We start from the raw sequence: 23,503 nt of genomic DNA, 5'->3' as shown, positions 1-23,503 counted from the left end.
TGCAAGTGAGTGGTTTTCGCACGGTGATGCTGTTGTCGGCGCTGACGGCGCTGTTCATGGCACTGGGCTATACGCTGGGCGGCAGTGGCGGCGCGGTGATCGCCCTGCTGGTGGCGGCGGGGATGAACCTGTTCACCTTCTGGAATGCCGACAAGATCGTGCTGTCCATGCACAATGCGCGCGAGGTGGATGCCCAGAGCGCGCCCGAATTTTACGGCCTGGTCCAGGCGCTGAGCCAGCGCGCCGGCCTGCCGATGCCGCGCGTCTATGTGATCGACCAGGATGCGCCCAACGCCTTTGCCACTGGCCGCAACCCCGAAAATGCTGCCGTGGCGGCGACCACCGGCCTGCTCAACATGCTGACCCGCGACGAGGTGGCGGGCGTGATGGCGCATGAACTGGGCCATGTGAAGAATCGCGATACCCTGATCATGACGATGGTCGCGACCATCGCCGGCGCCATTTCGATGCTGGCCAATTTCGGGCTATTCTTCCGTGGCGGCGGCAATGAGGAAAATGGCCATGGCAACATGATCGCGACCTTGCTGGCGGTGATCGTGGCCCCCTTTGCCGCGATGATCGTCCAGATGGCGATCAGCCGCACCCGCGAATATGGCGCCGACCAGGCCGGGGCGGAGATCAGCGGCAATCCGCGCGCGCTCGCATCCGCCCTCGCCAAGATTTCCGGCCGGGCCGAGCTGATCCCCAACCCGGTGGCCGAGCGCAATCCCGCCGCTGCGCAGCTCTATATCGTGCCGGTGCATGTGAGCGAGTTGTTCTCGACCCATCCGGCGACCGAGAAACGCATCGCCGCGCTCGAGGAAATCGCGCAGGATATGGGGCAGAGCGGTAGCCCACCGTCCGTGAGTATGGTGAGGCAAGAACGAGCGACGCAGGCATCGGCCCTGTCGCCAGTGGCAGCGCCCAAGCGTCGGCGCAGTGCCCTCGATCCGCACGGGCGCTGATGCCGGTCGACGAGATTGGCGAGATCGCCTTCCGCGCTGCCGGGTTCGTGGCGCGCGAGGCGGCCGGCCTGGTTGTTGACATTGCCGTCGACTATATATTCTCACGCCATACGCCGCGCCTGTTTCACGCCATCGGCCGGCGGACGATCGCGATCGCCACGCTGGGCCGCAAACGCATCCCCTCTTCCTTGCGGGTGGTGCCAAAGGGGATGGCGCCGCGCCCGCGCCGGTCGGACTGGTTGGCGCTGTGGGTCGGCGTTACCACCAGCATCGGCCTGGTTGCGGCAGCGATCTACACGGCCGTCTGCTTCGTTTGAAGATGACCCCAAGGGCAAAAGCGCGTAGGGGCCGCTGATGTCCCGTCGTCCCAACGCCCGTTCCGGTGCCCCGCGCGCCGATGATGTCCCCGGCCTGCCCGCGCGCCGCGCGGCCCTGAAGCTGCTGGACGCCGTCTTGCGTCGGGGCGATCCGCTGGAAATCGCGCTGCATGGCGCGACCCAGGGGCTGGCCGACCGGGCCGACCGCGCACTGGTCCATGCCATCGTCGCCGAGACGCTGCGCCATTTGCCCGATCTCGACGCGCTGATCGACGGCGCAACCAAGCAGCCGCTGCCCGACGATGCCAAGGCCCGGATGGTGCTGCGCATCGCGCTGATCCAGGTGCTGGCGCTGGGCACCGCGCCCCATGCGGCGATCGCCACCGCACTGCCGCTGGTCGATGGCGGGCCGCGCAAGCTGGTCCATGGCGTGTTCGGCACCGTGACCCGCGCCGAGCCGAGCCTGCCCGTGCCGCCCACCCTGCCTGCCGACGTCGCCGAACGCTGGACCGGGCAATGGGGCGAGGCGATGCCGCTGGCCGCCGCCCATGCCTATGCCGTGCGCCCGCCGGTCGACATCAGCCTGCGCGATACGGCCGAGACCGGCAAATGGGTCGAGGCGCTGGGCGGCACCAGCTTTGCGCCCGGCCATGTCCGCCTGCCCGAGGGGGCGGTCGTGCCCGACCTGCCCGGTTTTGCCGAAGGCGCCTGGTGGGTGCAGGATCTGGCCGCCTCCTGCCCGGCCCGACTGCTCGGTGCGGGCGAAGGCCGGACCGTGCTGGACCTGTGCGCCGCGCCGGGCGGCAAGACGATGCAGTTGGCGGCCGCCGGCTGGACCGTGACCGCGGTCGACCAGTCGAAAAAGCGGCTGGAGCGGCTGAGCGAGAATCTGGTGCGTACCGGCCTGTCGGCCGATGTGGTGCAGGCGGATCTGCGGCAATGGGCGCCGGACGCGCCGGTCGATGCGCTGCTGCTCGACGCGCCCTGCACCGCCACCGGCATCTATCGCCGTCATCCCGACGTGCTGCACCGCATCGGCCCGCGCCAGATCGCGGAACTGGCCGAACTGCAGGGCGAACTGCTGGCCCGCGTCGCTGACTGGGTGAAGCCGGGCGGGACGCTGATCTACGCCACCTGCTCGCTGGAGCAAGCCGAGGGCGAGGCGCAGATGACCCATTTCCTGGCGGCGCGTCCCGATTTCCAGGTCCGGCCCGCGCAGGCTGGCGAACTGCCCACAGGCATGGCGCCCAGCGCCGACGGCTGGCTGCGCACCCTGCCCGACACGCTGGCGGAGCAGGGCGGCACGGACGGCTTTTTCGTTGCAAGGATCGTGCGCATCGGGAACTAAGGCTTAACCATGAGGGGCTTAAGGTGAGGCCCTTCGCTGGAAAGGCCCGCCTTGCGTCCGACCGAACCCCTGCCCCTGCATCATAGCTGGCCGCTCTACGACCTGCGCGAGCATCTCGCGCCGGTGGTGCTGGACCAGGATATTGCGGGGAATGAGGCGGCGCTGGCCGATCGGGGGCTGGGCCTGTGGCATTGCAATCTGGCCGACAACAGCATCAGCTGGACCCAGGGCGTCTATGACATATTCGGGCTGGAGCCGGGCAGCATCGTGCCCCGGCCATTGTCGGTGTCGCTCTATGCCCATGACAGCCGCGAGGCGATGGAGCGGTTGCGCGCCTATGCCATCCGCCACCAGCGCGGCTTCACCCTGGACGTCGATATCCGCCGCCCGGACGGCAGCGATTGCGCAATGCGGCTGATCGCCGCGCCGGTGCTGCTGGACGGCGAAACGGTGGCGCTGCACGGGGTCAAGCAATGGCTGCCCAAGGATGTCGGTGCGCCGGTCAGACTGGAACCCACGACCTTCTTCATCCCCTGATGCGACTCATCGCCGCGCCGCGCAAATCATGCGTTGCCCTCGCCCCAAGGGAGGGCTAATGCGAGCGGTCAAATGACCCATCCCATTCTCATCTCTCCGTCCATCCTGTCCGCCGATTTCGCACGGCTGGGCGAGGAAGTCCGCGCCATCGACGAAGCCGGTTGCGACTGGATCCATATCGACGTGATGGACGGCCATTTCGTGCCTAACATCACCATTGGTCCGGCCGTGGTGAAGGCGCTGCGCCCGCATACGAAGAAGCCGTTCGACGTGCATCTGATGATCTCGCCGGTGGACCAGTATCTCGACGCCTTTGCCCAGGCCGGCGCCGACATCATCACCGTCCATCCCGAGGCCGGCCCGCACATCCACCGCACCGTGCAGCATATCAAGTCGCTGGGCGTGCAGGCAGGCGTGGTGCTGAACCCCGGCACCCCGGCCAAGATGCTGGACTATCTGATCGACGATATCGACCTGATCCTGGTGATGAGCGTCAATCCCGGTTTCGGCGGCCAGAGCTTCATCGAGAATCAACTGCGCAAGATCGAGGCGTGCCGCAAGATGATCGAGAAGAGCGGCCGTGACATCCGCCTGCAGGTGGATGGCGGCATCGACATCAACACCGCGCCCAAGGCGATCGCGGCCGGCGCCGACGTGCTGGTCGCCGGCACCGCAACCTTCCGTGGCGGCCCGGCCGCCTATGCCGACAATATCAGGACGCTGCGGGGCGGGTGACGAACCAGCGGCGCCAGTCCTCCCCTGTCGCGGTCGACGCCGGTCATGAACCGGCCGACGACGGCATCGAACAGGGCAAGCGGCTCATCCGCGTCGCGGATGACAAGGGCCTGTCGCTGGCCGAGCGGATCGCCAATCATTTCTATCGGCTGAGCTGGAAGACGCCGCTGCACAGCCGGCGGCTGAAGGGCAAATATCCGCTCAAGCTGCTGGCGGTGCCGGACGATGTCGTGCCCGGCGACCCGCGCGCCGGCCAGGCGATCCGCGCCGGCTATTTCCTGTTCCGGGGCCAGAAGCTGGCGATCGACACGGTCGATTTCGGCAAATTGGCGGTCGGCCCGGCCTTCACCGACTATCTGCACAGTTTCCGCTGGCTGCGCGACCTGTCGACCGCCGCGACGCGCGAGCAGGGCGCGCCGGTGGCCGAGGCGCTGATGCGCAAATGGCTGGCGGCCCATGCCGAAACGCCGAGCGACCCGGCCTGGCGCGCCGACAATGCGGCCTGGCGCTTGCTGTTCTGGACCGCCCATGCGCCGCTGATCCTGTCGTCGAGCGACCTGGTCTATCGGTCGCTGGTGCTCAACTGCATCGCCCGCACCGCGCGCCATTTGGACCAGAGCGCGGACAAGGCCGCGCCAGGCCTGCCGCGCCTGGTCGCCTGGGGCGGGATCGTCGCGGCGTCGATGCTGATGCCCGGCGGCAATCCGCGCAAGCTGTTCGGCGAAGCCGGCCTGAAGCGCGCGATCGACAGCGCCTTCCATGCCGATGGCGGCATCATTTCCCGGTCGCCGCTGGCGCAGCTGGAAGGCGTGATGCTGCTGGCGATGGTGGTCGCGGTCTATGAGGTGCGACGCGAACAGGTGCCCGGCTTCCTGATCGACGGGCTGAGCCGCGCGGTGCCGGCCTTGCTGGGCCTGACCCATGGCGATGGGGGTCTGGGCAACTGGCAGGGCGCGGGCGCGGTCGACCCCGACATGGTCGAGGCGCTGGTGCAGGCCAGCCGGGTGCGGACCCGGCCGCTGCGCCAGGCGCGCGACTGGGGCTATCAGCGGATCAGCGCAGGCAATACGGTGGTGCAGATCGATGCGGCGCCGCCGCCGGTCGCGCGTCTGGCCGCCGCCGGCTGCGCCTCCACCGGCGCGATCGAGATCAGCGACGGGCGGCTGCGGCTGGTGATCAATTGCGGCGGCGCGGCGCTGGAAGGCGCCTATATCCCCCGCGACCTGGCCCAGGCGCTGCGCTCCACCGCGGCGCACAGCACGCTGGTGCTGGACGACAGCAATTCGACCGCGCTGATGCCCGACGGCACGCTGGGCAAGGGCGTGACCGAGGTCGAGCTGAACCGACAGGAGCTGGACAATGGCAGCCGGGTGGAGCTGAGCCATGACGGCTATGTCCGCCGCATGGGCTATGTCCACCGCCGCCTGCTGATGATGAGCGGCGACGGCAAGGAAGTGCGCGGCGAGGATATGCTGACCCCGGCGACGCGCGGCAAGAAGCCGGTCAAGCGGCCGGTGCAGCTGCGCTTTCATCTGGCGCCCGGCGTCGAACCGACCCTGACCGCCGACAGCCAGGGCGCGCTGCTGCGGATCGAGCTGGGCGCGCTGTGGCAGTTCCGGACCGGGGCCGGCGTGCTGAGCGTCGAGGACAGCCTGTGGGTCGATGGCGACGGCCGCCCCCACCCCACAAGACAGCTGGTGGTGACGAGCGAGGCGCTGCCGGGCGGCTCCAGTATCGGCTGGCTGTTCAAGCGGGTCGGCTGACCCGCATCGCACCGGCGCAATGTTGCACCATCGTGACAATGTCCGTTTTTTCCTATGAACAGCCCGGACAAGAGCGCATGCAAGAGGGGCGACCCGAGGCCCGTTTGCTACCAATCAACGACCTCGCTCTCAGGCCCGGCCACTTTCAGCGGCCGGGCCGCTAGAGCCTTTCACCGGACAGGCGACGGCTTGAGATAAGTGTCGAACCAGGCGACGGTGCGGGTCAGCGAGTCGAGCTGATTCTCCTTCTTCTGGAAGCCATGGCCCTCGGCCGGGTAGAAGATCGTTTCCACCACATTGCCCTTGGCCTTGAGGATGTCATGCACCTCCTGCGCCTGGCCGCGCGGCACGCGAATGTCGTTCTCGCCCTGGATGGTGAGCAGGGGCGCCTTCGCCGCGCGGATATAGGTGAGCGGCGAGGCCGCGTCATAGACCTGCGGATCGCTCTCCGGCGTGCCGAGCAGGCTGCGCTGATAAGCCTTCAGCTCCTCATCCTGGTCGCGATACATGGTGCGCCAGTTGATGATGCCGAACCACTGGACGGCGGCGGCGAACTCGTCCGGCGCCCGGCCGATCGCCATCAGGGTCATGAAACCGCCATAGCTGCCGCCGAAGATGCCGACCCGCTTGGCATCGACATAGCCGCTATCGACCAGGAAATGCTTGGCCGCGACCGTGTCCTTGAGGTCGGCACCGCCCAGATCCTTGACATTGCCGTCCTGGAACGCCTTGCCATAGCCGGTCGAGCCACGGAAATTGGGCTGGATCACGACATTGCCGCGGCTGGCAAAGGCGGTGGCGTAGCGGCTGTAGCCGTCCTGCGCCTGACCGGTGGGGCCGCCATGGGGCAGCACGATGGCGGGGTTGCTGCCGTTGCGCTTCAGATTGGCGGGCATGGTCACGATCGCGCTGATCAGCGTGCCGTCGAAGCTCTTGTAGGTGACGACATCCGACTTGGGCAGCGCGGCGGGCTGAAGGCTGGCGATGGCGAGTTGCGTCGCGGGACGCGCAGTGCCGGCCGCGAGGTCATAAAGATAGAGATTGGCCGGCGAGTCGGCGCCCGAATGATTGAGCATCAGCATGGTGCCATCGGGTGAGCGCGGCTCGCTGCCGACCAGATAATTGACGCCTGGCGGGATGGCGAGCGGGGTTTCGGCGCCACTCGCGAGGTCGAAGCGATAGAGGGTGCTGCGCGCGTCGGCGTTGATGCGGAAGATGAGCGCCCTGCCGTCGCGGGTGAAGCTGGCCGGCACCTGTTCCCAGGGCGTGGATTTGAGCCAGCGCCATTTGCCGGTGGCGGCTTCGAGCAGGCCGCCATGAATCTGGCCGCTGCCTTCATCGGTGGAGACGGCGATCCATTGGCCGTCCGCACTCGCATCGGTCGCGGCATAGACGGTGTCGGCCTTGCCGAGCAATTTCGCCGCCTTGCCGCTGGCGACGTCGATGCGCCAGATTTCGCTGACCTTGGAATCGATCCGCATGCGGTTGGCGATCAGCGCCTTGCCATCCGCGATCCAGGCGACCGGTGACCAGCTGAACTGCGGGTCGGCCTCCTGCGTCAGGTCGCGCACCCTGCCCGCCCCGTCCATCACCGCGACATTGGACTGGCCCTGGGTCTTGAGCTTGGTGACGAGCGCGACCAGCCCGCCGCTCGGCCCCACCAGCAGGTCGCTTTCGCGCCGGTCGGGGGTGTTGGTGAGATTCTCGACCACGCCGCCGTTCACCGGCACGCGATAGATGTCGCTATATTCATTGCCGCCGACATCCTGCTGGAACAGCAGGTAGCGGCCGTCGGCCGAAGCGGCGAGGCCGGTCTGGGCATCGTCTGACTGCGTCAGTTGCACCGGCCAGCTGCCGGCGGTGTCGGTGCGCCAGATATTGGTGCGGCCAGTAAGGTTGGTGGCGACGAAAATCTGTTTGCCGTCGGCGCTCCACGCCGCGCTCGACAGGCTGCGCGAGGCGCCGATGTCGGCGAGCGGCACGGCGCGGGCGTCGGGATTGATCGGCGAGGTCAGGCTCTTGGGATCGGTAACTGCCCGTTCCGGCGTCGGAATTTGCGCCAGCGCCGGGAAGGCGACGAGCAAGGGCAAGGCGGTGGCGGCGAGCAGATAGCGCATGTCAGATCCCCCAACTGTTATGCAATCACAATACAGTAGCGGCAAAAGCCCGCAAGATCGGGAAATTCCCTGCGCTTGAGGACTGTATTTTTGCGCCGCGCGCGACTAGAGGGCTGCGGCAAGCCTGAAGCGGCATCCCGAACAGCAGGAAGCATCCCCATGACCACCGACGTCACCATCAAGCGCGCCCTCCTTTCCGTATCGGACAAGACCGGCCTCATCGAACTGGGCCAGGCACTGGGCCAGCATGGCGTCGAACTGGTGTCGACCGGCGGCACCGCCAAGGCGCTGCGCGAGGCGGGCCTGGCCGTGAAGGATATTTCCGAGCTGACCGGCTTCCCCGAAATGATGGACGGCCGCGTCAAGACGCTGCACCCCAAGGTCCATGGCGGCCTGCTGGCGGTGCGGGGCAACCCCGAGCATGTCGCGTCGATGGACGAGCATGCAATCGGCGCGATCGACCTGGTGATCGTCAACCTCTATCCCTTTGCCGCGACCGTGGCCAAGGGCGCCGACCGCGAAGAGATCATCGAGAATATCGACATTGGTGGCCCGTCGATGGTCCGTTCCGCCGCGAAGAATCATGAGAGCGTGGCGATCGTCACCGATCCGGCCGACTATGCCCGCCTGATCGCCGAAATGGCGGAGAAGGGCGGCGCCACCAGCTATGATTTCCGCCGGATGCTGGCGGCCAAGGCCTATGCCGCCACCGCCGCCTATGATTCGATGATCGCCAGCTGGTTCGCCTTCGCCGACCAGGGCGTCGCCTTCCCCGAAAGCCTGTCGCTGTCGAGCAAGCTGAGCACCACGCTGCGCTATGGCGAGAATCCGCACCAGTCGGCCGCGCTCTATTTGCCCAACGGCCCGACCGCGAACGGCATCGCCCAGGCCAGGCAGATCCAGGGCAAGGAACTGAGCTACAACAACTATAACGACGCCGATGCGGCGCTGGAGCTGGTCAGCGAATTCCGCGACGGCCCGCCGACCGTCGTCATCGTGAAGCACGCCAATCCGTGTGGCGTCGCCACCGGCGAGACGCTGATCGAAGCCTATGAAGCCGCGCTCGCCTGCGACAGCGTATCGGCATTCGGCGGCATCATCGCCGTCAACCGCCCGCTCGACGGCCCGACCGCCGAGGCGATCAGCGGCATCTTCACCGAAGTCGTCGCCGCGCCCGACGCCGATGACGAAGCCAAGGCGATCTTTGCCAAGAAGAAGAATCTGCGCCTGCTGCTGACCGGCGAACTGCCCGATCCGGCCCGCCCCGGCCTGATGGTCAAGAGCATCGCCGGCGGCCTGCTGGTCCAGAGCCGCGACAATGGCAAGGTTGACCTGGACGCGCTGAAGGTCGTGACCAAGCGGGCGCCGACCGAGCAGGAGTTGAAGGATTGCCTGTTTGCCTGGACCGTGGCCAAGCATGTGAAGTCGAACGCGATCGTCTATGCCAAGGGCGGCAGCACCGCCGGCGTCGGCGCGGGTCAGATGAACCGTCTGGAATCGGCCCGCATCGCCGCCTGGAAGGCGAAGGACGCGGCCGAGAAGGCCGGCTGGAGCGAACCGCGCACCATCGGTTCGGCGGTCGCCTCCGACGCCTTCTTCCCCTTCGCCGACGGCCTGCTGGCGGCAGTGGAAGCCGGCGCGACGGCGGTGATCCAGCCGGGCGGCTCGATCCGTGACGAGGAAGTCATTGCCGCAGCAGATGAAGCGGGCCTGGCGATGGTCTTCACCGGCATGCGCCATTTCCGCCATTAAGGCTTGTTTCCCAACGCGCTAGATGGCGCGTCGGGACAATATCTCGATCAGGTTTATGCGGGTGCGAAACGATCCTGTTCGCACCCGCAAAATCGCAGAAAACTGCCATTTTTTGGCAATTGGCCTCTTTTCAATGTCACCGGGCAATCCTATTTAGGATGACGACCCCGCACCCATGTCAGGCGTTGGGCACGACATAAAAAAAGCATGTTCGACAGGAGAATAGGATGACCAAGAAGACGCTGGTGGCGATGGCCGCCACCCTGGCCCTTGCGCTGCCTGGCATGGCTATCGCCGGCAACAGCAGCAACGAAGTCGTCGTTGACGGCACCACCGGCCTCACCACCCGCACCATCGCCGTATCGGTCGCTGACCTGAACCTGGCCAGCAACAATGGCCTGCGCCGCGCCGATTATCGCATCAGCCGCGCGGCCAAGGAAGTGTGCGGCTGGGTCAATGGATCGATCCTGCCGGCGACCCCCGACTATCGCGACTGTGTCGGTAGCGCCCTGGACGGCGCACGCAGCGACCTCAACGTGCTGGCGCAGCGCCAGGGCTGATCTTCACCCATCCCGCAAGGGAAGCCTTCCCCGTCACGGGGACTGCAGGGGGCCGTTCCGCACATGCGGGGCGGCCCTTTCCTGTCGGCGGCTCATTCATGCTTACCGGCGATTAACCACTCCTTAGAGGATTTCCTTCACTCAGCGTGACACGAAGGACCATCCAGGGGACAAAATCGCATGTCGCGGATTGATCAGAACGTAGACGTTGCCATCATCGGTGCAGGACCCGCAGGCTTGACTGCCGCCTATCTACTGACAAAGCAGGGACTTAGCGTAACCGTGATCGAAAAGGATCCGGTCTATGTCGGCGGCATCAGCCGCACGGTCGAGCTGGATGGCTTCCGATTCGACATTGGCGGACATCGTTTCTTTTCCAAGTCTCAACAGGTTGTAGATCTGTGGAACGAAATCCTGCCGGACGACTTCATCCAGCGCCCGCGCATGAGCCGCATCTATTATGAGGGGAAATTCTACTCCTATCCCCTTCGCGCGTTCGAGGCGCTGTGGAATCTGGGTGTGTGGCGTTCGACTTTGTGCATGGCGAGTTTCGCCAAGGCCAGGCTGTTCCCGAACCGCAATGTCCGCTCCTTCCAGGACTGGACCGTCAACGCGTTCGGCCACAAGCTGTTCTCGATCTTCTTCAAGACCTATACCGAGAAGGTCTGGGGCATGCCGTGCGACGAGATGTCGGCCGACTGGGCGGCGCAGCGGATCAAGGGCCTGTCGCTCTGGGGCGCAGTGACGGACGGCCTCAAGCGCTCGCTCGGCCTCAACAAGAAGCCCAATGACGGCATGGCGACCAAGACGCTGCTCGAAACCTTCCGCTATCCGCGCCTTGGCCCCGGCATGATGTGGGAAGCCGCACGCGATCGGGTGATCGAGGGCGGCAACCGCGTGCTGATGGGCCACAGTTTCAAGCGTCTCGAAGAAGATCAGGCGACCGGACGCTGGCGTCTGGTGACCGAAGGACCGGACGGTGATGTGGTCATCAATGCCGCCCATGTCATCAGTTCCGCGCCGATGCGCGAACTGGCGGGCCGCATCCATCCGCTTCCCGCGACGCTGCCGGAGGCCATGGACCTCAAATATCGCGACTTCCTGACCGTCGCACTGATGGTGAAGGGCGAAGACATCTTCCCCGACAACTGGATCTACATCCATGATTCGAAGGTGCAGGTCGGCCGCATCCAGAATTTCCGCAGCTGGTCGCCGGAAATGGTTCCGGATCCCAGCCTGGCTTGCGTGGGCCTTGAATATTTCTGCTTCGAGGGGGATGGCCTGTGGGCATCCGCCGATGCCGACCTGATCGCGCTCGCCACCAAGGAAATGGCGACGCTGGGCCTGTGCGATCCCAAGGATGTGGTCGGCGGCGCGGTGGTGCGGCAGGAAAAGGCCTATCCGGTCTATGACGACGCCTACGCTGCCAATGTGCTGGCGATGCGCACCGAATTGGAAGAGCGCTATCCTACGCTCCACATGGTCGGCCGCAACGGCATGCACCGCTACAATAATCAGGACCACGCGATGATGACGGCGATGCTGACGGTGCGCAACATCATCGCCGGCGCGCGCGTTCATGACGTGTGGCAGGTCAATGAAGATGCCGAATATCATGAGGCGGGCGATGAAGGACAGGATGCCGATACCCAGGCCGCTCTGTCCAGCGTCCGCGCCGTGCCGGCACGGCTGAAGGCCGCCTGAGCCGATGCCAGGGCGAGCGGTCGCGATGGCGGGGCGGTTGGGACAACTGGCCGCCCGCCTGATGCTGGCGCGCTATCTGATCGTCAGCATCGTATCGCTTTGGGCTGACACCGCCTTGTTCCTGGCGCTGTCCCACTGGGTCATGCCGGCCAGCTGGGCCGCCTTTGTCGGCTATGCCGCGGGCATGGTGGTGCATTGGGTGTTGTCTGTGCGCTTCGTGTTCACAGACAGCGATCGACGCCCCAGCCATGTCCAGCGCGCCAGCTTCGTGCTCAGCGGGCTGATCGGCCTCGCCATCACCGTTGGCCTGGTTTCCGCGCTGGGAGCCATTGGCACGCCGCTTCTGCTGGCCAAGGGGGCCGTCGTCCTGGTGAGCTTCACCGCCGTCTATCTGGTGCGCAAATATGTCGTCTTCGCTCGCCGCTGACCCTGCCTTTCCCTTGCGCAAGCCCGGCCTGGCTACGCCGGGTTCCTGGCTGACACTGGCCGCCCTATGGGCGCTCTGCGCCGCAGTGATGCTGTTCCAGTTCCGCGCAGAAATCGCGCAGATGATGTTCATGGACACCGACGACGCGATGCGCCTGCAGCAGGTGCGCGACTGGATCGGCGGACAGAGCTGGTTCGACGTCAGCCAGCATCGCATCAATCCGCCAATCGGCGGGCCGATGCACTGGTCGCGACTGGTCGACCTGCCGATCGCGACGATCATCCTGCTGGCGCGGCCGTTGATCGGCCAGCATGCCGCCGAAATCCTGGCCTGCGCCACCGTCCCGCTGCTGACACTGGCGGCCCTGGTCGCTGCCCTGTTCCGCGCGGCCCGACTGATGACGACGGAGCGGCTGGCCCTATTGTCCGTGGCGCTGCTGCTGGTGACCCCGACCATCCTGATCCAGTTCACCCCGACCCGCATCGACCATCATGGCTGGCAGATTCTGATGGCGACGATCGCGCTGGGCGGCGCGCTCGATCCACGCCGGGTGCGAGGCGGCGCGCTGGCCGGACTGGCGCTCGCCATCTGGCTGCAGATTTCGACCGAAGGCCTGCCTTATGCCGCCCTGTTTGGTGGCTTGTTCGTCCTGCGTCATGCAATCGACATGACGGAAAGCCCACGCCTGACCTCTTTCGCTGCGATGCTGGGGATGGCCGCACTGGGCCTGCTGGTTGCCACCCATGGCGGTGGCGCGCTGGCACAGACCCAGTGCGATGCGCTGTCCGCTGTCTATGCGTGGCCGCTGGCGCTGTTCGCGCTCATCATCGTGGCTGGTTCCCGGCTATCGCAGGGCCGCACCTTCCTGCGCCGCCTGCTCATACCGGCGATCGGCGGGATGGCCGCGCTGGCTGCGTCATTGTGGATCGGTGCGGACTGCCTGACCGCCGGCCCATTTCACGAACTGACGCCGCTGGCCTATCAGCAATGGTATATGCGGGTGATGGAGGGCCGGCCGGTCTGGGAACAGACTCTGCCGCTGGCGGGCGTGAGTCTGTTGCCGGCGCTGGTGGGCCTTGCGGCCACCATTGCCGCTGCGTGGAATGCGCGCGACGGGCAGAGCCGGACCAACTGGTTGGTCATCGCGATCCTGCTATTTGGCGCAACCGGCGTCGCTGCGCTGGTATTACGCGCAATGAGCGTCGCCCATGTCTTCGCCCTGCCTGGCATTGCCTGGCTGCTTGCCACGCTGTTCCAGCGCATTCAAAAATTGGACGCGGCGGCGGCGCGTGTGCTGTTGTCGGTGCTGCTCGCGCTGCTGACGCCGGTCGGGACGGCATCAGCATGGGCCAGCCTGGCCGAAACAGCAGATCCGACGCTGCCGATCAAAAAGGAAAACTGCCGCACGCCGTCCGCGCTGGCACCGCTCGACGCGCTGCCACCATCCCTGCTGTTCGCTCCGCTCGACATCGGACCAGACATTCTGGTCCACACCCATCATTCGGTGATAGGCACCGGCCATCATCGCAACGTCATCGGCATCAATGCCGTAACCCACGCCTTCCTCGCATCCCCAGACGCCGCCCGCGCCGATGTGATGGCGGCGAAGGCGGGTCATGGCGCGGACTATCTGGTGATGTGCGCGCGGATGAACGAAATGCTGCTCTACGCCCAGAGCGCACCGAACGGGCTGGCAGCGCAGTTGTCGCGGGGAAGGATACCCGACTGGTTGCAGCCGCTGCCCACCAAGGGGCCGCTGCGCATCTACAAGGTCAAACGGGACTGAAGGCCAGGGCCACGCCGTTCATGCAGTAGCGCAGGCCCGTGGGCTTTGGCCCGTCGTCGAACACATGGCCCAGATGACCGCCGCAGCGGGCGCAATGGACTTCGGTCCGGGACACGCCGAGGCTGAAGTCGCGCGTCGTGCCGATGGCGCGGGGCAAGGGCGCATAGAAGCTGGGCCAGCCGGTGCCACTGTCGAACTTGGTCTTCGAACTGAACAGATTCTGCGCGCAGCCGGCACAGGTGAAGGTGCCGGCGCGATGTTCGCGGTTGAGCGGGCTGCTGTCGGGAAATTCGGTCGCGCCCTGGCGCAGCACCTTATAGGCCCAGGGGCTGAGCCTGCTGCGCCATTGGGCATCAGTCAGGCGATAGGGATAGGCGGCTTCCGCCGCGTCGGGGCGGAATTGCCACAGGGCCAGTGCAGAGGCGCCGGTCGCGACGCCATAGAGAAAATGCCGCCGGTTCATTATCCCTCCCTAGCCTGTTCAGCCTGTCGAGCTCCTGAACAACTGCTTCCACCAGCGGCCACCCGATTTGAGCACATGGCGGCGGAACAGCAGCACGCCGATGCGGATGATGAGGGCCACCCAGATGCCCTGCCACAGGATCGCCACCAGATGCGGCCAGAGCGCCGCATCCTGCGCCGCCCGCGCGATCATCGCGAAGGGGGACGAGAAGGGAAAGACCACCGACGCCACTTCCAGCGGCGATCCCATATGGTCGACCGTGTAGGAGACGAAGAAGAAGATCATCATCTGGCCCATGGTGATCGGCATGTTGAGCGTCTGCACCTCGCGCACGGTCGCCGCCTGCGCGCCGATGCCCAGGAACAGCGAGCCGAGCAAAGTATAGGCCATGGCGAAATAGAGGATGCCGAGCGCGATGAAGGCAGGCCAGCCCACCGCCGGATCGGGCAGGACCGTGCCGGGCGCCTTCAACGCCATGAAGATGGTGAAGGCGGTGGCGCCCCAGAAGGCGATGCCGACGAAGCTCATCCCCAGCATGGCGATCAGCTTGCCGAGGAAGATGGCGTCCACCGGTACGGCGGCGGCCAATATCTCAATGATCTTGTTCGTCTTTTCCTCGACCAGATTGGACAGAATCATGCCCGCCAGCAAAATGGTGAGGAAGAAGATGACGATCTGGCCGGTGCGGCCGATCAGCAGGCGAGCCTGCGACTGGGCACCGAGACTGGTCGCCACTTCCTGCCGCTCGACCTTGACCATGTGCAGCACCTTTTCAGCCTGCGCCGCGCTGGCGATCAGGCTGAGATCGCCCTGCAACCGGTCCAGATCCTCCGGCTTGCCGGTCAGGACCGGGCGGGAGACCGTGCCCGACAGGATGGCGACGACGTCGGAATCCGGCCGGGCCAGCTGGGTGCGCGGCGGGGTACCGAGCGGCACGGCGTGGAGGCGCGGCAGCGCCTGCGGCCCCATGCGTTCGGTCAGGCGCGCATGCGCCCGTTCGAGCGCGCCGACATCGGCCGGCGCCATGGCAATGCCCACGACCGGGCGCAGGTCGGTGCTGGAAATCTTCTGGGTGAAACCGGCGAAGACCATGCCGATGACGATCGGCACCAAAGGCCCGATCAGGAACAGGATGAAGGTGCGTGACAGGACGACGGCGGTGAAATCCCGCCGGGCGATCACGCTGGCTGCGCGCAGCAATTCCTTCATGCCCCGGCCTCCTGCGTGGCGTCATCGCGCATCTGGCGCGCAGCAGCCTCCCCCGCGATCGCGACGAAGGCATCATGCAGGCCCGGCCGTTCGATCGACAGGCTTTCGATGCCGGCCTGACCGTCGAGCAGGGCGCGCAGCAGCGGTTCGATGCCGTCATCGGGCAGCGCGAAATGCCAGGCGCCATCCTGTGCCAGCGTGTCGGTCGGCAAGGCGCGGCGCCAGGCACCGTCGCTCAGCCGCGTGCGCAATGTCACCTGGGGCGGCAGCCGATCGCGCGCGTCACTGACCGATCCTTCGAACCGGATGCGGCCGCCAGCGACGATGGCGATGCGTTCGCACAATCGCTCGGCATGGGCGATGACATGGGTGGAAAAGAGGATGGTGACACCCTTGCGCGCCTGATCGCGGATCAGCGCCTCCAGCTTTTCCTGATTCATCGCATCGAGGCCGGAGAAGGGCTCGTCGAGGACGATGAGACGCGGTTCATGGACAATGGTGCCGAACAATTGCACCGTCTGGGCCATGCCCTTGGAGAGCTGGCGGATCGGCTTTTCGACCGAGGCGCCCATGCCATAATCCTGGAGCATGGCCCGCGCCCGTTCGCGCCCGACATGGAGCGGCAGGCCGCGCAGCGCGCCCATGAAGGCGATCGCCTCATAGGCCTTCATCGACGGGTAGAGGCCGCGCTCCTCGGGCAGATAGCCGACCTGCTTGGCCATGCGCAGCGGCGCGCCATCGCCCAGCAGGGTGCGATGGCCCTCGTCAGGGTCGATGATGCCGAGCAGGGTGCGCAGCAAGGTGGTCTTGCCCGCGCCGTTCGGCCCCAAAATGCCATAGATGGTGCCGGCAGGCACGGCGATGTCGACGCCATCCACCGCGCGAAAATCGCCGAACGCCTTGACAAGAGCATGGCCTTCGACGGCATAGGGGGCGGCAGGAGCCGGAGTGTCACCGATCATCCGCCCCTGATAATCCCGGACCATGCCAGTGCAAAACGAAACATTGGAGCAGCGCCTGAAAGCGCAGGCCGCGCAGTTGGGCTTTGCCGCCTGTGCGATCGCGCGCGCCGACGCCGCGCCGCGCACGGCCGAGCGGCTGCGCCAATGGCTGGAGGCCGGCCATCATGGCGACATGCTGTGGATGGAGGAGCGGGCCGAGCAGCGCGGATCGCCCACGGGCCTGTGGCCGCAGGCGCGGAGCGTCATCATGCTGGGGATGAGCTATGCCCCCGGCCGTGATCCTCTGGCGCTGGCCGAGGTCGGCGATCGGGGCCGCATTTCCGTCTATGCGCAGGGCCGCGACTATCATGATGTGGTCAAGAAGGCGCTGAAGGCGCTGGCCCGCTGGCTGGTCGATCAGCAGCCGACCGCGCTCAAGGTGTTCGTCGATACCGCACCCGTGATGGAAAAGCCGCTGGCGCAGGGCGCAGGGCTGGGCTGGCAGGGCAAGCACAGCAATCTGGTGAGCCGCCAGCATGGCAGCTGGCTGTTCCTGGGCGCCATCTATACCGAGATCGCGCTGGAGCCCGATGCGCCGGAGGTGGACCATTGCGGCAGTTGCACCGCCTGCCTGTCATCCTGCCCGACCGACGCCTTTCCCGCGCCCTATATCGTCGATGCGCGGCGCTGCATCTCGTACCTGACGATCGAGCATAAGGGGCCGATCCCGGAGGAGTTCCGGGCACGGATGGGCAACCGCATCTATGGCTGCGACGATTGCCTGGCGGCCTGCCCCTGGAACAAGTTCGCGCAGGGGGCAGCGGCCAACCGGGCCTTTATCGGCCGGGCCGAGCTGGCGGCGCCGGCGCTGGGCGATCTGCTGGACCTCGACGATGCGGGGTTTCGCGAGATTTTCTCCGGATCGCCGATCAAGCGGATCGGGCGCGACCGGATGGTGCGCAATGCGGCGATCGCGGCAGGCAATAGCGGCGACCTGGGGCTGGTCGACCGGCTGCGGCCGCTGACCTCCGATCCCGATCCGGTGGTGGCGGAAGCGGCCGAATGGGCGCTAGGCCAGTTGCTCAGCGCTGCTGGAGCGTAGCCGCACAGGAGGCGTGATCGACATCGGTGCCGGCGGGCGTGCGGGCATCGACATGGGTCACCACCGGCTCCTTCCCCTTGCCGGGCGAATAGAGATAGGCGTCGAGCACGCAGCGACCGTTGGCAAATTGCAGCTTGCGCACGGTCGTTTCGCGAATGTCGAGGCGCGGCGTGCCGAACATCTGGGTCAGGCGCTTGGCGTCCATGCCCATCAGCGGTCCGGTCTTGGTGAAGGCGCTGGCCGGCGGGCCGGCGGGCGGCGGGGTGTAGCTGGTGGCAGGCGGCACAACGCCGCCACAGGCCGCGAGCGGCAGCGACAGGAGCGCGGCGAGCGCGAAACGGGGCGACATCAGACCGGCTTCCTCTTGGACCCTAGCAACATGTGGACCGCCATAGCCGCGCTCCAGATCGGCGCAAGCAGGTTGACCAGGGGAATGAGGAAGAGAAGCGCCGAAACGAGGCCCATGAGCCACCGGTTGCCACGGCCGATCGGCGGCAGGCCGGGATGGCGCGGCTCGACCATGTCGGCAAGGTCGCGGCCGAGCAGATAGGCGTTCACCGCCAGGAACAGCCCGATCGTGCCGATCCCCGTTACCAGCAGCAGCACATAGCCGGGCAGCGCCAGCAGGTTCCAGCCGAGCGTACGGCCGACCGATCGCAGCGCATAATGGAGGCTGCGCGCATAGCCGACCGGCCGGCCCACAGCCTGTGGATAAATATCGCGCTCCACCGCTTCGATCACATCATCGGCGAACAGGCCCATGACCAGCATGGCGATGGTGCGGAACAGCAGCCAACTGGCCGCGATCATGGCAAGGCCGGTCGCTGCCGCCTCCGCCATGCCGCCCCAGCCATCCCCCTCGCCCCAGCCGAAATGCAGGCGCATGGCGTGAAAGGCCGCCCATAGCCCGACGCCCAACAAAGCGAAGAGCAACAGGGTCAGCGCCAGCGTCTTGACCAGCAGCCGGCGCGCGGCGGCATGGAAGATCAGGGGGAAGGCGCGCAGCGCCGCGGTGATGATCATGGCCCGATATCCTGCGCCCCGGCGGCTCCGTCAATCAGCAGCGTTGCGTGGCGGGGCGCGGCCCGGTAGAGACGGCCCAATTTACCGCTATTTTCCCATCATCTTTCACAGGAGCCCGCGTGACTTCTTCCCCCACGCTTGACGTTGTCGCGATCGGCAATGCCATTGTCGACGTTCTGGCCCGCAGCGACGACGCCTTTCTGGCGCAGCATGCGCTGACCAAGGGCGGCATGCAGCTGATCGACGCCGAAATGGCCGAGACCCTTTATGCCGACATGCCCCAGGCCAAGGAAATCAGCGGCGGTTCGGCCGCCAACACGCTGGCCGGCCTCGCCGCGCTGGGCGCCAAGTGCGGCTTCATCGGCCAGGTCAATGACGACCAGCTGGGCGCGGTCTTCGCCCATGACGTGCGCGCGCTGGGCATCAAGTTCGACACGCCCGTGATGCAGGGCGACATCCCGACCGCCCGCTGCCTGATCCTGGTGACGCCGGATGCGCAGCGCACCATGAACACCTTCCTGGGCGCCTCGCAGTTCTTGCCCGAAGCGGCGCTGGACCTGGAACTGATCCAGTCGGCCCGCATCCTGTATCTGGAAGGCTATCTGTGGGATCCCGAGCAGCCGCGTGCCGCGATGCGCGCCGCGATCGACGCCGCCCGCAATGCCGGTCGCAAGGTCGCCTTCACCCTGTCCGACAATTTCGTGATCGACCGCCATCGCGCCGACTTCATCGACCTGATCGAACAGGGGCTGATCGACATCCTCTTCTCGAACGAGGGCGAGATCCAGTCGCTGGCGCAGGTCGATGATTTCGACAAGGCGCTGGCCCGCTTCGCCGACAAGGTGCCGGTGCTGGTGTCGACCCGCAGCGAAAAGGGCGCGGTCGCCATCGTCGATGGCGTGCGTCACGAGGCGCCGGCTGCGCCCGTCAGCCAGATCATCGACACCACCGGTGCGGGCGACCTGTTCGCCGCCGGCTATCTGGCCGCGCATCTGGAAGAGCGTAGCGTCGAGGATTGCCTGGCGCTGGGCGCTGCGGCGGCCGCCGAAGTCATTTCGCACTGGGGCGCGCGTCCCGAGGAAGATCTGACCCTGATCCGCGCCAAGCTGTTCGCCTGATCGCGACAGACACTGACAAAAAAGCCCGCCTCTCCGGTCGAGAGGCGGGCTTTTTATTGGGTGGATCAGGCCGGGGCCTTCTGCTTGCGGAACAGGGCGCGGTCGTCCGGGCCGAAGCCCCAGCGCCAGATGACGAAGCCATAGGCGCCCAGGATCGCCCAGACGCCGACCGCCAGCTCGACCCATTCAAAGCGCGCCGGCAGGGCGACAAACGCCGCACCAACGATGCAGGCGACGCCCGAGGCGCTGAGCAGGGGCCAGCGCCAGGCATTGACGCGGGCGTGAAGCAGGCTGGAGAGCAGGCGCGCCTTGACGAAGGCGCCGGCGCCGAGCGCGATGCACAGGCCCAGAGCGGGCGCGGCGGCCAGTTCCTGCGGCGTGAGGCCGAACCGCTTGCCGAGCAGGATCAGGCCGAAGCTGAGCGCCGCCTGCAGCGCGATCATGCTGAGCGAGATCATCAGGTTGCGATGGCGGGCGATATAGACCAGCGCGGATTCGCTGACCACGGCGGTCGCGGCGACCACTTCGGCCAGCAGCAGGAAGGCGAGCGCGCCGGTGCCGCCGACGAAATGCGGACCAACCAGGCCCATGACGGCCTCGCCCGGAATGCCGAGCGCCAGCGCGATGCCGGCCTGCGCCGCGATGATCCAGAAGCCGACCTGGCTGACCTGGCGCGCGATCGCCGCCAGATTGCCCTCGGCAAGGTTGCGGGTGATGACCGGGCCAAGGATCGGGTCGAAGCTGGTCTTCAATTTCTGCGGCAGCGAGGCGACCTGCTGCGCGACATAGTAGATGCCGACAATCGCCGGGCTGACGAACAGGCCCAGGATCGCCATGTCGAGCCGGCGCGAGCCCCATTCGACGCCGTCCGCGGCCGCGAGCGGCAGGTTGCGGCGGGCAAGCCGCCAGAGCCGTCCGGCATCGGGACGCCAGCCATGCGGCCGGCCATAATGGCGCCACATCGGGATGATCGAGGCGATCATCGCCGCCACCATCGACACGACATAGGAGAGGATCAGGCCGTCGCGCAGCGAATAATAAGCGAAACCGAAGGCGCCGATGCTGATCGCCCAGGGTTCGATGATCGAGCGCGCGCGGACCGTGGCGCCGATGTCGAAGCGATAGGCGCAGGCGGCAAGCGCAACGTCGGAGGTGGCAACCGCGATGACGATCAGCGCCAGCAACCGGTCGAGCCCGTTGATGCCGCTATTGGGGAACATCGCCTGGGGGAAGGCGATCAACAGGCCGGCCCCCAGCAGCGATGCGATCAGCGTCACCACCATCGCGTCGGTCACGACATGGCTGTGCGGCCGTTCGGTCTGGGCGAGCGCACCGGCAAGGCCCCGCTTCAACCCGAGCGTCGCGATCTGGGCGACGAACTCCACCACCAGCACGGCATAGGCGAAGCGTCCCAACGCGTCAGCGCCATACCAGCGGCCGGCGATGAACAGGAAAGGGAGGCGCGCAGCCAGGCGCAGCAGGAAGCCGAAGACATTGGTCCGTCCGCCCTTGGCCAGGGCGGCGATGTCATCCTTCTGTTCGGCAGGGGTCGCCTGCGCGGTCACAGGACCCTGGTCCCCCTCGATTGTCATGCTCATGTCTATAGGCGATCTATTGTGTCGCGGCGATGCTTATTCGGGTCGCAGCGGGCGCGCCAGCAGCGCGCCGATGACCTGTGCCAGCGGTGCGGCGTCGCCGAGCAGGGCACAGACGGCTTCCACCACTGGCATTTCGACGCCCGCCGCGCGGGCCGCAGCGCGCAGCACCGGCGCGGTGTGCGCCCCTTCGGCCACGGTGCGACGGTTGGAGAGGAGGTCGGCCGCGCTCTGCCCCTCGCCCAGCCCCTTGCCGAGCGAGAAGTTGCGCGAATTGGTGGAGGAACAGGTGAGGACAAGGTCACCCAAGCCCGACAGGCCGCCCAGCGTTTCGGCACGGGCGCCGCGCGCCAGGCCGAAGCGGGTCATTTCGGCAAAACCCCGGCTGATCAGCGATGCGCGCGCATTGAGGCCAAGGCCGGCACCTTCCGACACGCCGCAGGCGATGGCGAGCACATTCTTGACCGCGCCGCCGATTTCCGCGCCGACGACATCGTCCGACAAATAGGGGCGGAAGGTTGGGCGGGCGATGCGCGCCGCCAGCTTTTCGGCCAGCGCCGGATCGGCGCAGGCGAAGGTGACGGCAGTCGGCAGCCCCTTGGCGACTTCATGGGCGAAGGTGGGGCCAGAGAGGACGGCGATCGGCGAGCTTGGCTGCGCCTGCGCCGCAACTTCCGACATCAACAGGCCGGTGCCCGCCTCTATCCCCTTGGAACAGAGAACCAGCGGCACGCCGGCCGGCGCCTGCGCGACGACGCTGCGCAGATGCTGGGCCGGGCTGACCACCAGGATCAGGTCGCGATCAGCCAGGTCCGACAGGACGCCGGTCGCCCGGATCGAGGGCGAAAGCGGCAGGCCGGGCAGATAGAGCGGATTTTCATGGGCGCCGTTGATCGCATCGACCACATCGGCTTCCAGCGCCCAGAGGCGCACATCCTGCCCGTCGGCCGCCAGCAACTGCGCCAGCGCGGTGCCCCAGGCGCCTGCTCCGATGACTCCCGCCTTCATGCCTTCACTCCTGCTCCACGCGCCTTTTCCGCCGTCGGATCGAGCGGCCAGCGCGGCCGGGCGGGGATGGTGAGATCGTCGGTCATGCCGGCCGCATAGCGCTCCGCGCCGGCCCAGGCGATCATCGCCGCATTGTCGGTGCAGAGCCACAAGGGCGGCGCGACGAAGGGCAGGCCATGGTCCCCGGCCAGAGCAGTGAGCGCACCGCGCACCGACTGGTTGGCGGCGACGCCGCCAGCCACGACCAGCGCGGTCACGCCTTCACTGGCGGCGAGCGCGCGGCGAGTGCGATCGAGCAGGCAGTCGATCACCGCCTGCTGGAAGCTCGCGGCGATATCCTCGACCGCATATTGGCCCGACTGGGCGGCGCGCATCACCGCGCTCTTGAGGCCGGCGAAGGAGAAATGGGGTTCGTCAGTGCCGACCAGCGGGCGCGGCAGCGGCACGGCGCGGGGATTGCCCTGCGCCGCCGCCTTTTCCACCGCCGGGCCGCCGGGGAAGCCGAGGCCGAGCAGCTTGGCGGTCTTGTCGAAGGCTTCGCCTGCGGCATCGTCGATCGTGGTGGCAAGGCGGCGATACTGGCCGACGCCCTCCACCCTGAGCAGCTGGCAATGGCCGCCCGACACCAGCAGCAGCAGATAGGGGAATTGGAGATTCTGGTCGGCGAGGCGCGGCGAGAGCGCATGCCCCTCCAGATGGTTGACTGCGACCAGTGGCTTGCCGGCGGCATGGGCGAGCGCCTTGCCGGTGACGAGGCCGACCATCACGCCGCCGATCAGGCCGGGGCCGGCGGTGGCGGCGATGACATCGACATCGGCCAAAGTCATCTTTGCGTCGGCCAGGGCCGCTTCGACCAGCGGGGCCAAAGCCTCGACATGGGCGCGGGCCGCGATTTCGGGCACGACGCCGCCATAGGGGCGGTGCGCGTCTTCCTGCGTGGCGAGGCGATGGGCCAATATCTGCCCGTCGGCCGTCACCAGCGCCGCCGCGGTTTCGTCGCAGCTTGATTCCAGGCCGAGGATAATGGTCATTG

At 66.8% G+C, this 23,503-nt stretch carries 22 protein-coding genes; 13 read left to right on the top strand and 9 right to left on the bottom strand.

Going from position 1 to position 23,503, the window contains the following annotated elements; genetic code table 11:
- Positions 1 to 26: 26 nt before the first annotated feature.
- The 6 genes from htpX to CG471_RS02745 all read left to right on the top strand — a co-directional run bounded on the left by htpX (position 27) and on the right by CG471_RS02745 (position 5,665).
- Positions 27 to 965, top strand: a complete 939-nt coding sequence (gene htpX, locus CG471_RS02770) for a zinc metalloprotease HtpX (protein ID WP_099230473.1) — start codon at positions 27 to 29, stop codon at positions 963 to 965.
- The gene (locus CG471_RS02765; protein ID WP_099230471.1) at positions 965 to 1,282 is read left to right on the top strand and encodes a hypothetical protein; all 318 of its coding nucleotides are present in this window, start codon (positions 965 to 967) and stop codon (positions 1,280 to 1,282) included. The genes htpX and CG471_RS02765 overlap by 1 nt, the downstream gene beginning before the upstream one ends.
- A 37-nt stretch (positions 1,283 to 1,319) precedes the next feature.
- Positions 1,320 to 2,630, top strand: coding sequence for an RsmB/NOP family class I SAM-dependent RNA methyltransferase (locus CG471_RS02760; protein ID WP_099230469.1), 1,311 nt, complete (start codon positions 1,320 to 1,322; stop codon positions 2,628 to 2,630).
- A gap of 51 nt (positions 2,631 to 2,681) precedes the next feature.
- Positions 2,682 to 3,167 (top strand): hypothetical protein, encoded by a 486-nt coding sequence (locus CG471_RS02755; protein WP_004208871.1) that lies wholly within the window; start codon positions 2,682 to 2,684, stop codon positions 3,165 to 3,167.
- A gap of 72 nt (positions 3,168 to 3,239) precedes the next feature.
- Entirely contained in the window at positions 3,240 to 3,902 is a 663-nt protein-coding gene (rpe, locus tag CG471_RS02750; RefSeq protein ID WP_004208872.1) for a ribulose-phosphate 3-epimerase, read from the top strand.
- Positions 3,899 to 5,665, top strand: coding sequence for a heparinase II/III family protein (locus CG471_RS02745; protein WP_004208873.1), 1,767 nt, complete (start codon positions 3,899 to 3,901; stop codon positions 5,663 to 5,665). Before rpe ends, CG471_RS02745 begins: the two co-directional genes overlap by 4 nt.
- A 170-nt stretch (positions 5,666 to 5,835) precedes the next feature.
- Here the strand turns inward: CG471_RS02745 and CG471_RS02740 are convergent, their stop codons facing one another.
- The gene (locus CG471_RS02740; protein ID WP_099230467.1) at positions 5,836 to 7,782 is read right to left on the bottom strand and encodes a S9 family peptidase; all 1,947 of its coding nucleotides are present in this window, start codon (positions 7,780 to 7,782) and stop codon (positions 5,836 to 5,838) included.
- A 159-nt stretch (positions 7,783 to 7,941) separates the two neighbouring features.
- Between CG471_RS02740 and purH the strand changes: the two genes are divergently transcribed.
- The 5 genes from purH (at position 7,942) to CG471_RS02715 (ending at position 14,011) form a co-directional block, all read left to right on the top strand.
- The gene (gene purH / locus CG471_RS02735; protein ID WP_099230465.1) at positions 7,942 to 9,534 is read left to right on the top strand and encodes a bifunctional phosphoribosylaminoimidazolecarboxamide formyltransferase/IMP cyclohydrolase; all 1,593 of its coding nucleotides are present in this window, start codon (positions 7,942 to 7,944) and stop codon (positions 9,532 to 9,534) included.
- Positions 9,535 to 9,761: 227 nt separating this feature from the next.
- Positions 9,762 to 10,094, top strand: a complete 333-nt coding sequence (locus CG471_RS02730) for a UrcA family protein (RefSeq protein WP_099230462.1) — start codon at positions 9,762 to 9,764, stop codon at positions 10,092 to 10,094.
- 180 nt (positions 10,095 to 10,274) lie between these two features.
- Complete coding sequence (locus CG471_RS02725) at positions 10,275 to 11,798, top strand: NAD(P)/FAD-dependent oxidoreductase (RefSeq protein WP_099230460.1); 1,524 nt, start codon at positions 10,275 to 10,277, stop codon at positions 11,796 to 11,798.
- A 4-nt stretch (positions 11,799 to 11,802) separates the two neighbouring features.
- A complete protein-coding gene (locus tag CG471_RS02720) occupies positions 11,803 to 12,225 on the top strand; it encodes a GtrA family protein (RefSeq protein WP_257211401.1) in 423 nt (140 codons plus the stop codon).
- Complete coding sequence (locus CG471_RS02715) at positions 12,203 to 14,011, top strand: hypothetical protein (RefSeq protein ID WP_180275601.1); 1,809 nt, start codon at positions 12,203 to 12,205, stop codon at positions 14,009 to 14,011. The genes CG471_RS02720 and CG471_RS02715 overlap by 23 nt, the downstream gene beginning before the upstream one ends.
- On the opposite strand, the gene msrB is transcribed toward CG471_RS02715, so the two are convergent.
- From msrB to CG471_RS02700, 3 genes are read right to left on the bottom strand one after another with little or no spacing between them, the layout of a single operon-like run.
- On the bottom strand, positions 13,998 to 14,474 hold the full coding sequence (msrB, locus tag CG471_RS02710) for a peptide-methionine (R)-S-oxide reductase MsrB (protein ID WP_099230457.1): 477 nt from the start codon (positions 14,472 to 14,474) through the stop codon (positions 13,998 to 14,000). The genes CG471_RS02715 and msrB overlap by 14 nt on opposite strands.
- 18 nt (positions 14,475 to 14,492) lie before the next feature.
- A complete protein-coding gene (locus CG471_RS02705; RefSeq protein WP_099230456.1) occupies positions 14,493 to 15,683 on the bottom strand; it encodes an ABC transporter permease in 1,191 nt (396 codons plus the stop codon).
- Positions 15,680 to 16,645, bottom strand: coding sequence for an ABC transporter ATP-binding protein (locus CG471_RS02700; RefSeq protein WP_037510108.1), 966 nt, complete (start codon positions 16,643 to 16,645; stop codon positions 15,680 to 15,682). The genes CG471_RS02705 and CG471_RS02700 overlap by 4 nt, the downstream gene beginning before the upstream one ends.
- Positions 16,646 to 16,667: 22 nt before the next feature.
- Here CG471_RS02700 and queG point away from each other — a divergent pair, with 22 nt between their 5' ends.
- A complete protein-coding gene (queG, locus tag CG471_RS02695; RefSeq protein WP_069336392.1) occupies positions 16,668 to 17,726 on the top strand; it encodes a tRNA epoxyqueuosine(34) reductase QueG in 1,059 nt (352 codons plus the stop codon).
- On the opposite strand, the gene CG471_RS02690 is transcribed toward queG, so the two are convergent.
- Complete coding sequence (locus CG471_RS02690; protein ID WP_004208885.1) at positions 17,707 to 18,075, bottom strand: hypothetical protein; 369 nt, start codon at positions 18,073 to 18,075, stop codon at positions 17,707 to 17,709. The two genes, queG and CG471_RS02690, sit on opposite strands and share 20 nt — an antisense overlap.
- Positions 18,075 to 18,749, bottom strand: a complete 675-nt coding sequence (locus tag CG471_RS02685; RefSeq protein ID WP_099230455.1) for an EI24 domain-containing protein — start codon at positions 18,747 to 18,749, stop codon at positions 18,075 to 18,077. The genes CG471_RS02690 and CG471_RS02685 overlap by 1 nt, the downstream gene beginning before the upstream one ends.
- A gap of 119 nt (positions 18,750 to 18,868) precedes the next feature.
- Between CG471_RS02685 and CG471_RS02680 the strand changes: the two genes are divergently transcribed.
- The gene (locus CG471_RS02680; RefSeq protein ID WP_099230454.1) at positions 18,869 to 19,867 is read left to right on the top strand and encodes an adenosine kinase; all 999 of its coding nucleotides are present in this window, start codon (positions 18,869 to 18,871) and stop codon (positions 19,865 to 19,867) included.
- 65 nt (positions 19,868 to 19,932) lie between these two features.
- Here the strand turns inward: CG471_RS02680 and CG471_RS02675 are convergent, their stop codons facing one another.
- The 3 genes from CG471_RS02675 to tsaD are packed head-to-tail and all read right to left on the bottom strand — an operon-like array spanning position 19,933 to position 23,501.
- Positions 19,933 to 21,465: a lipopolysaccharide biosynthesis protein gene (locus CG471_RS02675; RefSeq protein WP_017502654.1), complete on the bottom strand. Its 1,533-nt coding sequence runs from the start codon at positions 21,463 to 21,465 to the stop codon at positions 19,933 to 19,935.
- A 33-nt stretch (positions 21,466 to 21,498) separates the two neighbouring features.
- Positions 21,499 to 22,470, bottom strand: coding sequence for an NAD(P)H-dependent glycerol-3-phosphate dehydrogenase (locus CG471_RS02670; protein WP_099230453.1), 972 nt, complete (start codon positions 22,468 to 22,470; stop codon positions 21,499 to 21,501).
- A complete protein-coding gene (gene tsaD / locus CG471_RS02665; RefSeq protein WP_099230452.1) occupies positions 22,467 to 23,501 on the bottom strand; it encodes a tRNA (adenosine(37)-N6)-threonylcarbamoyltransferase complex transferase subunit TsaD in 1,035 nt (344 codons plus the stop codon). Before tsaD ends, CG471_RS02670 begins: the two co-directional genes overlap by 4 nt.
- Positions 23,502 to 23,503 lie beyond the last annotated feature (2 nt).

Origin of the sequence: Sphingobium sp. IP1, assembly GCF_002708645.1 — a bacterium.
Classification (GTDB): Bacteria; Pseudomonadota; Alphaproteobacteria; order Sphingomonadales; family Sphingomonadaceae; genus Sphingobium; species Sphingobium yanoikuyae.
The sequence above is the reverse complement of the archived record's forward strand: the minus strand, read 5'-3'. Positions and strand labels throughout refer to the sequence as shown.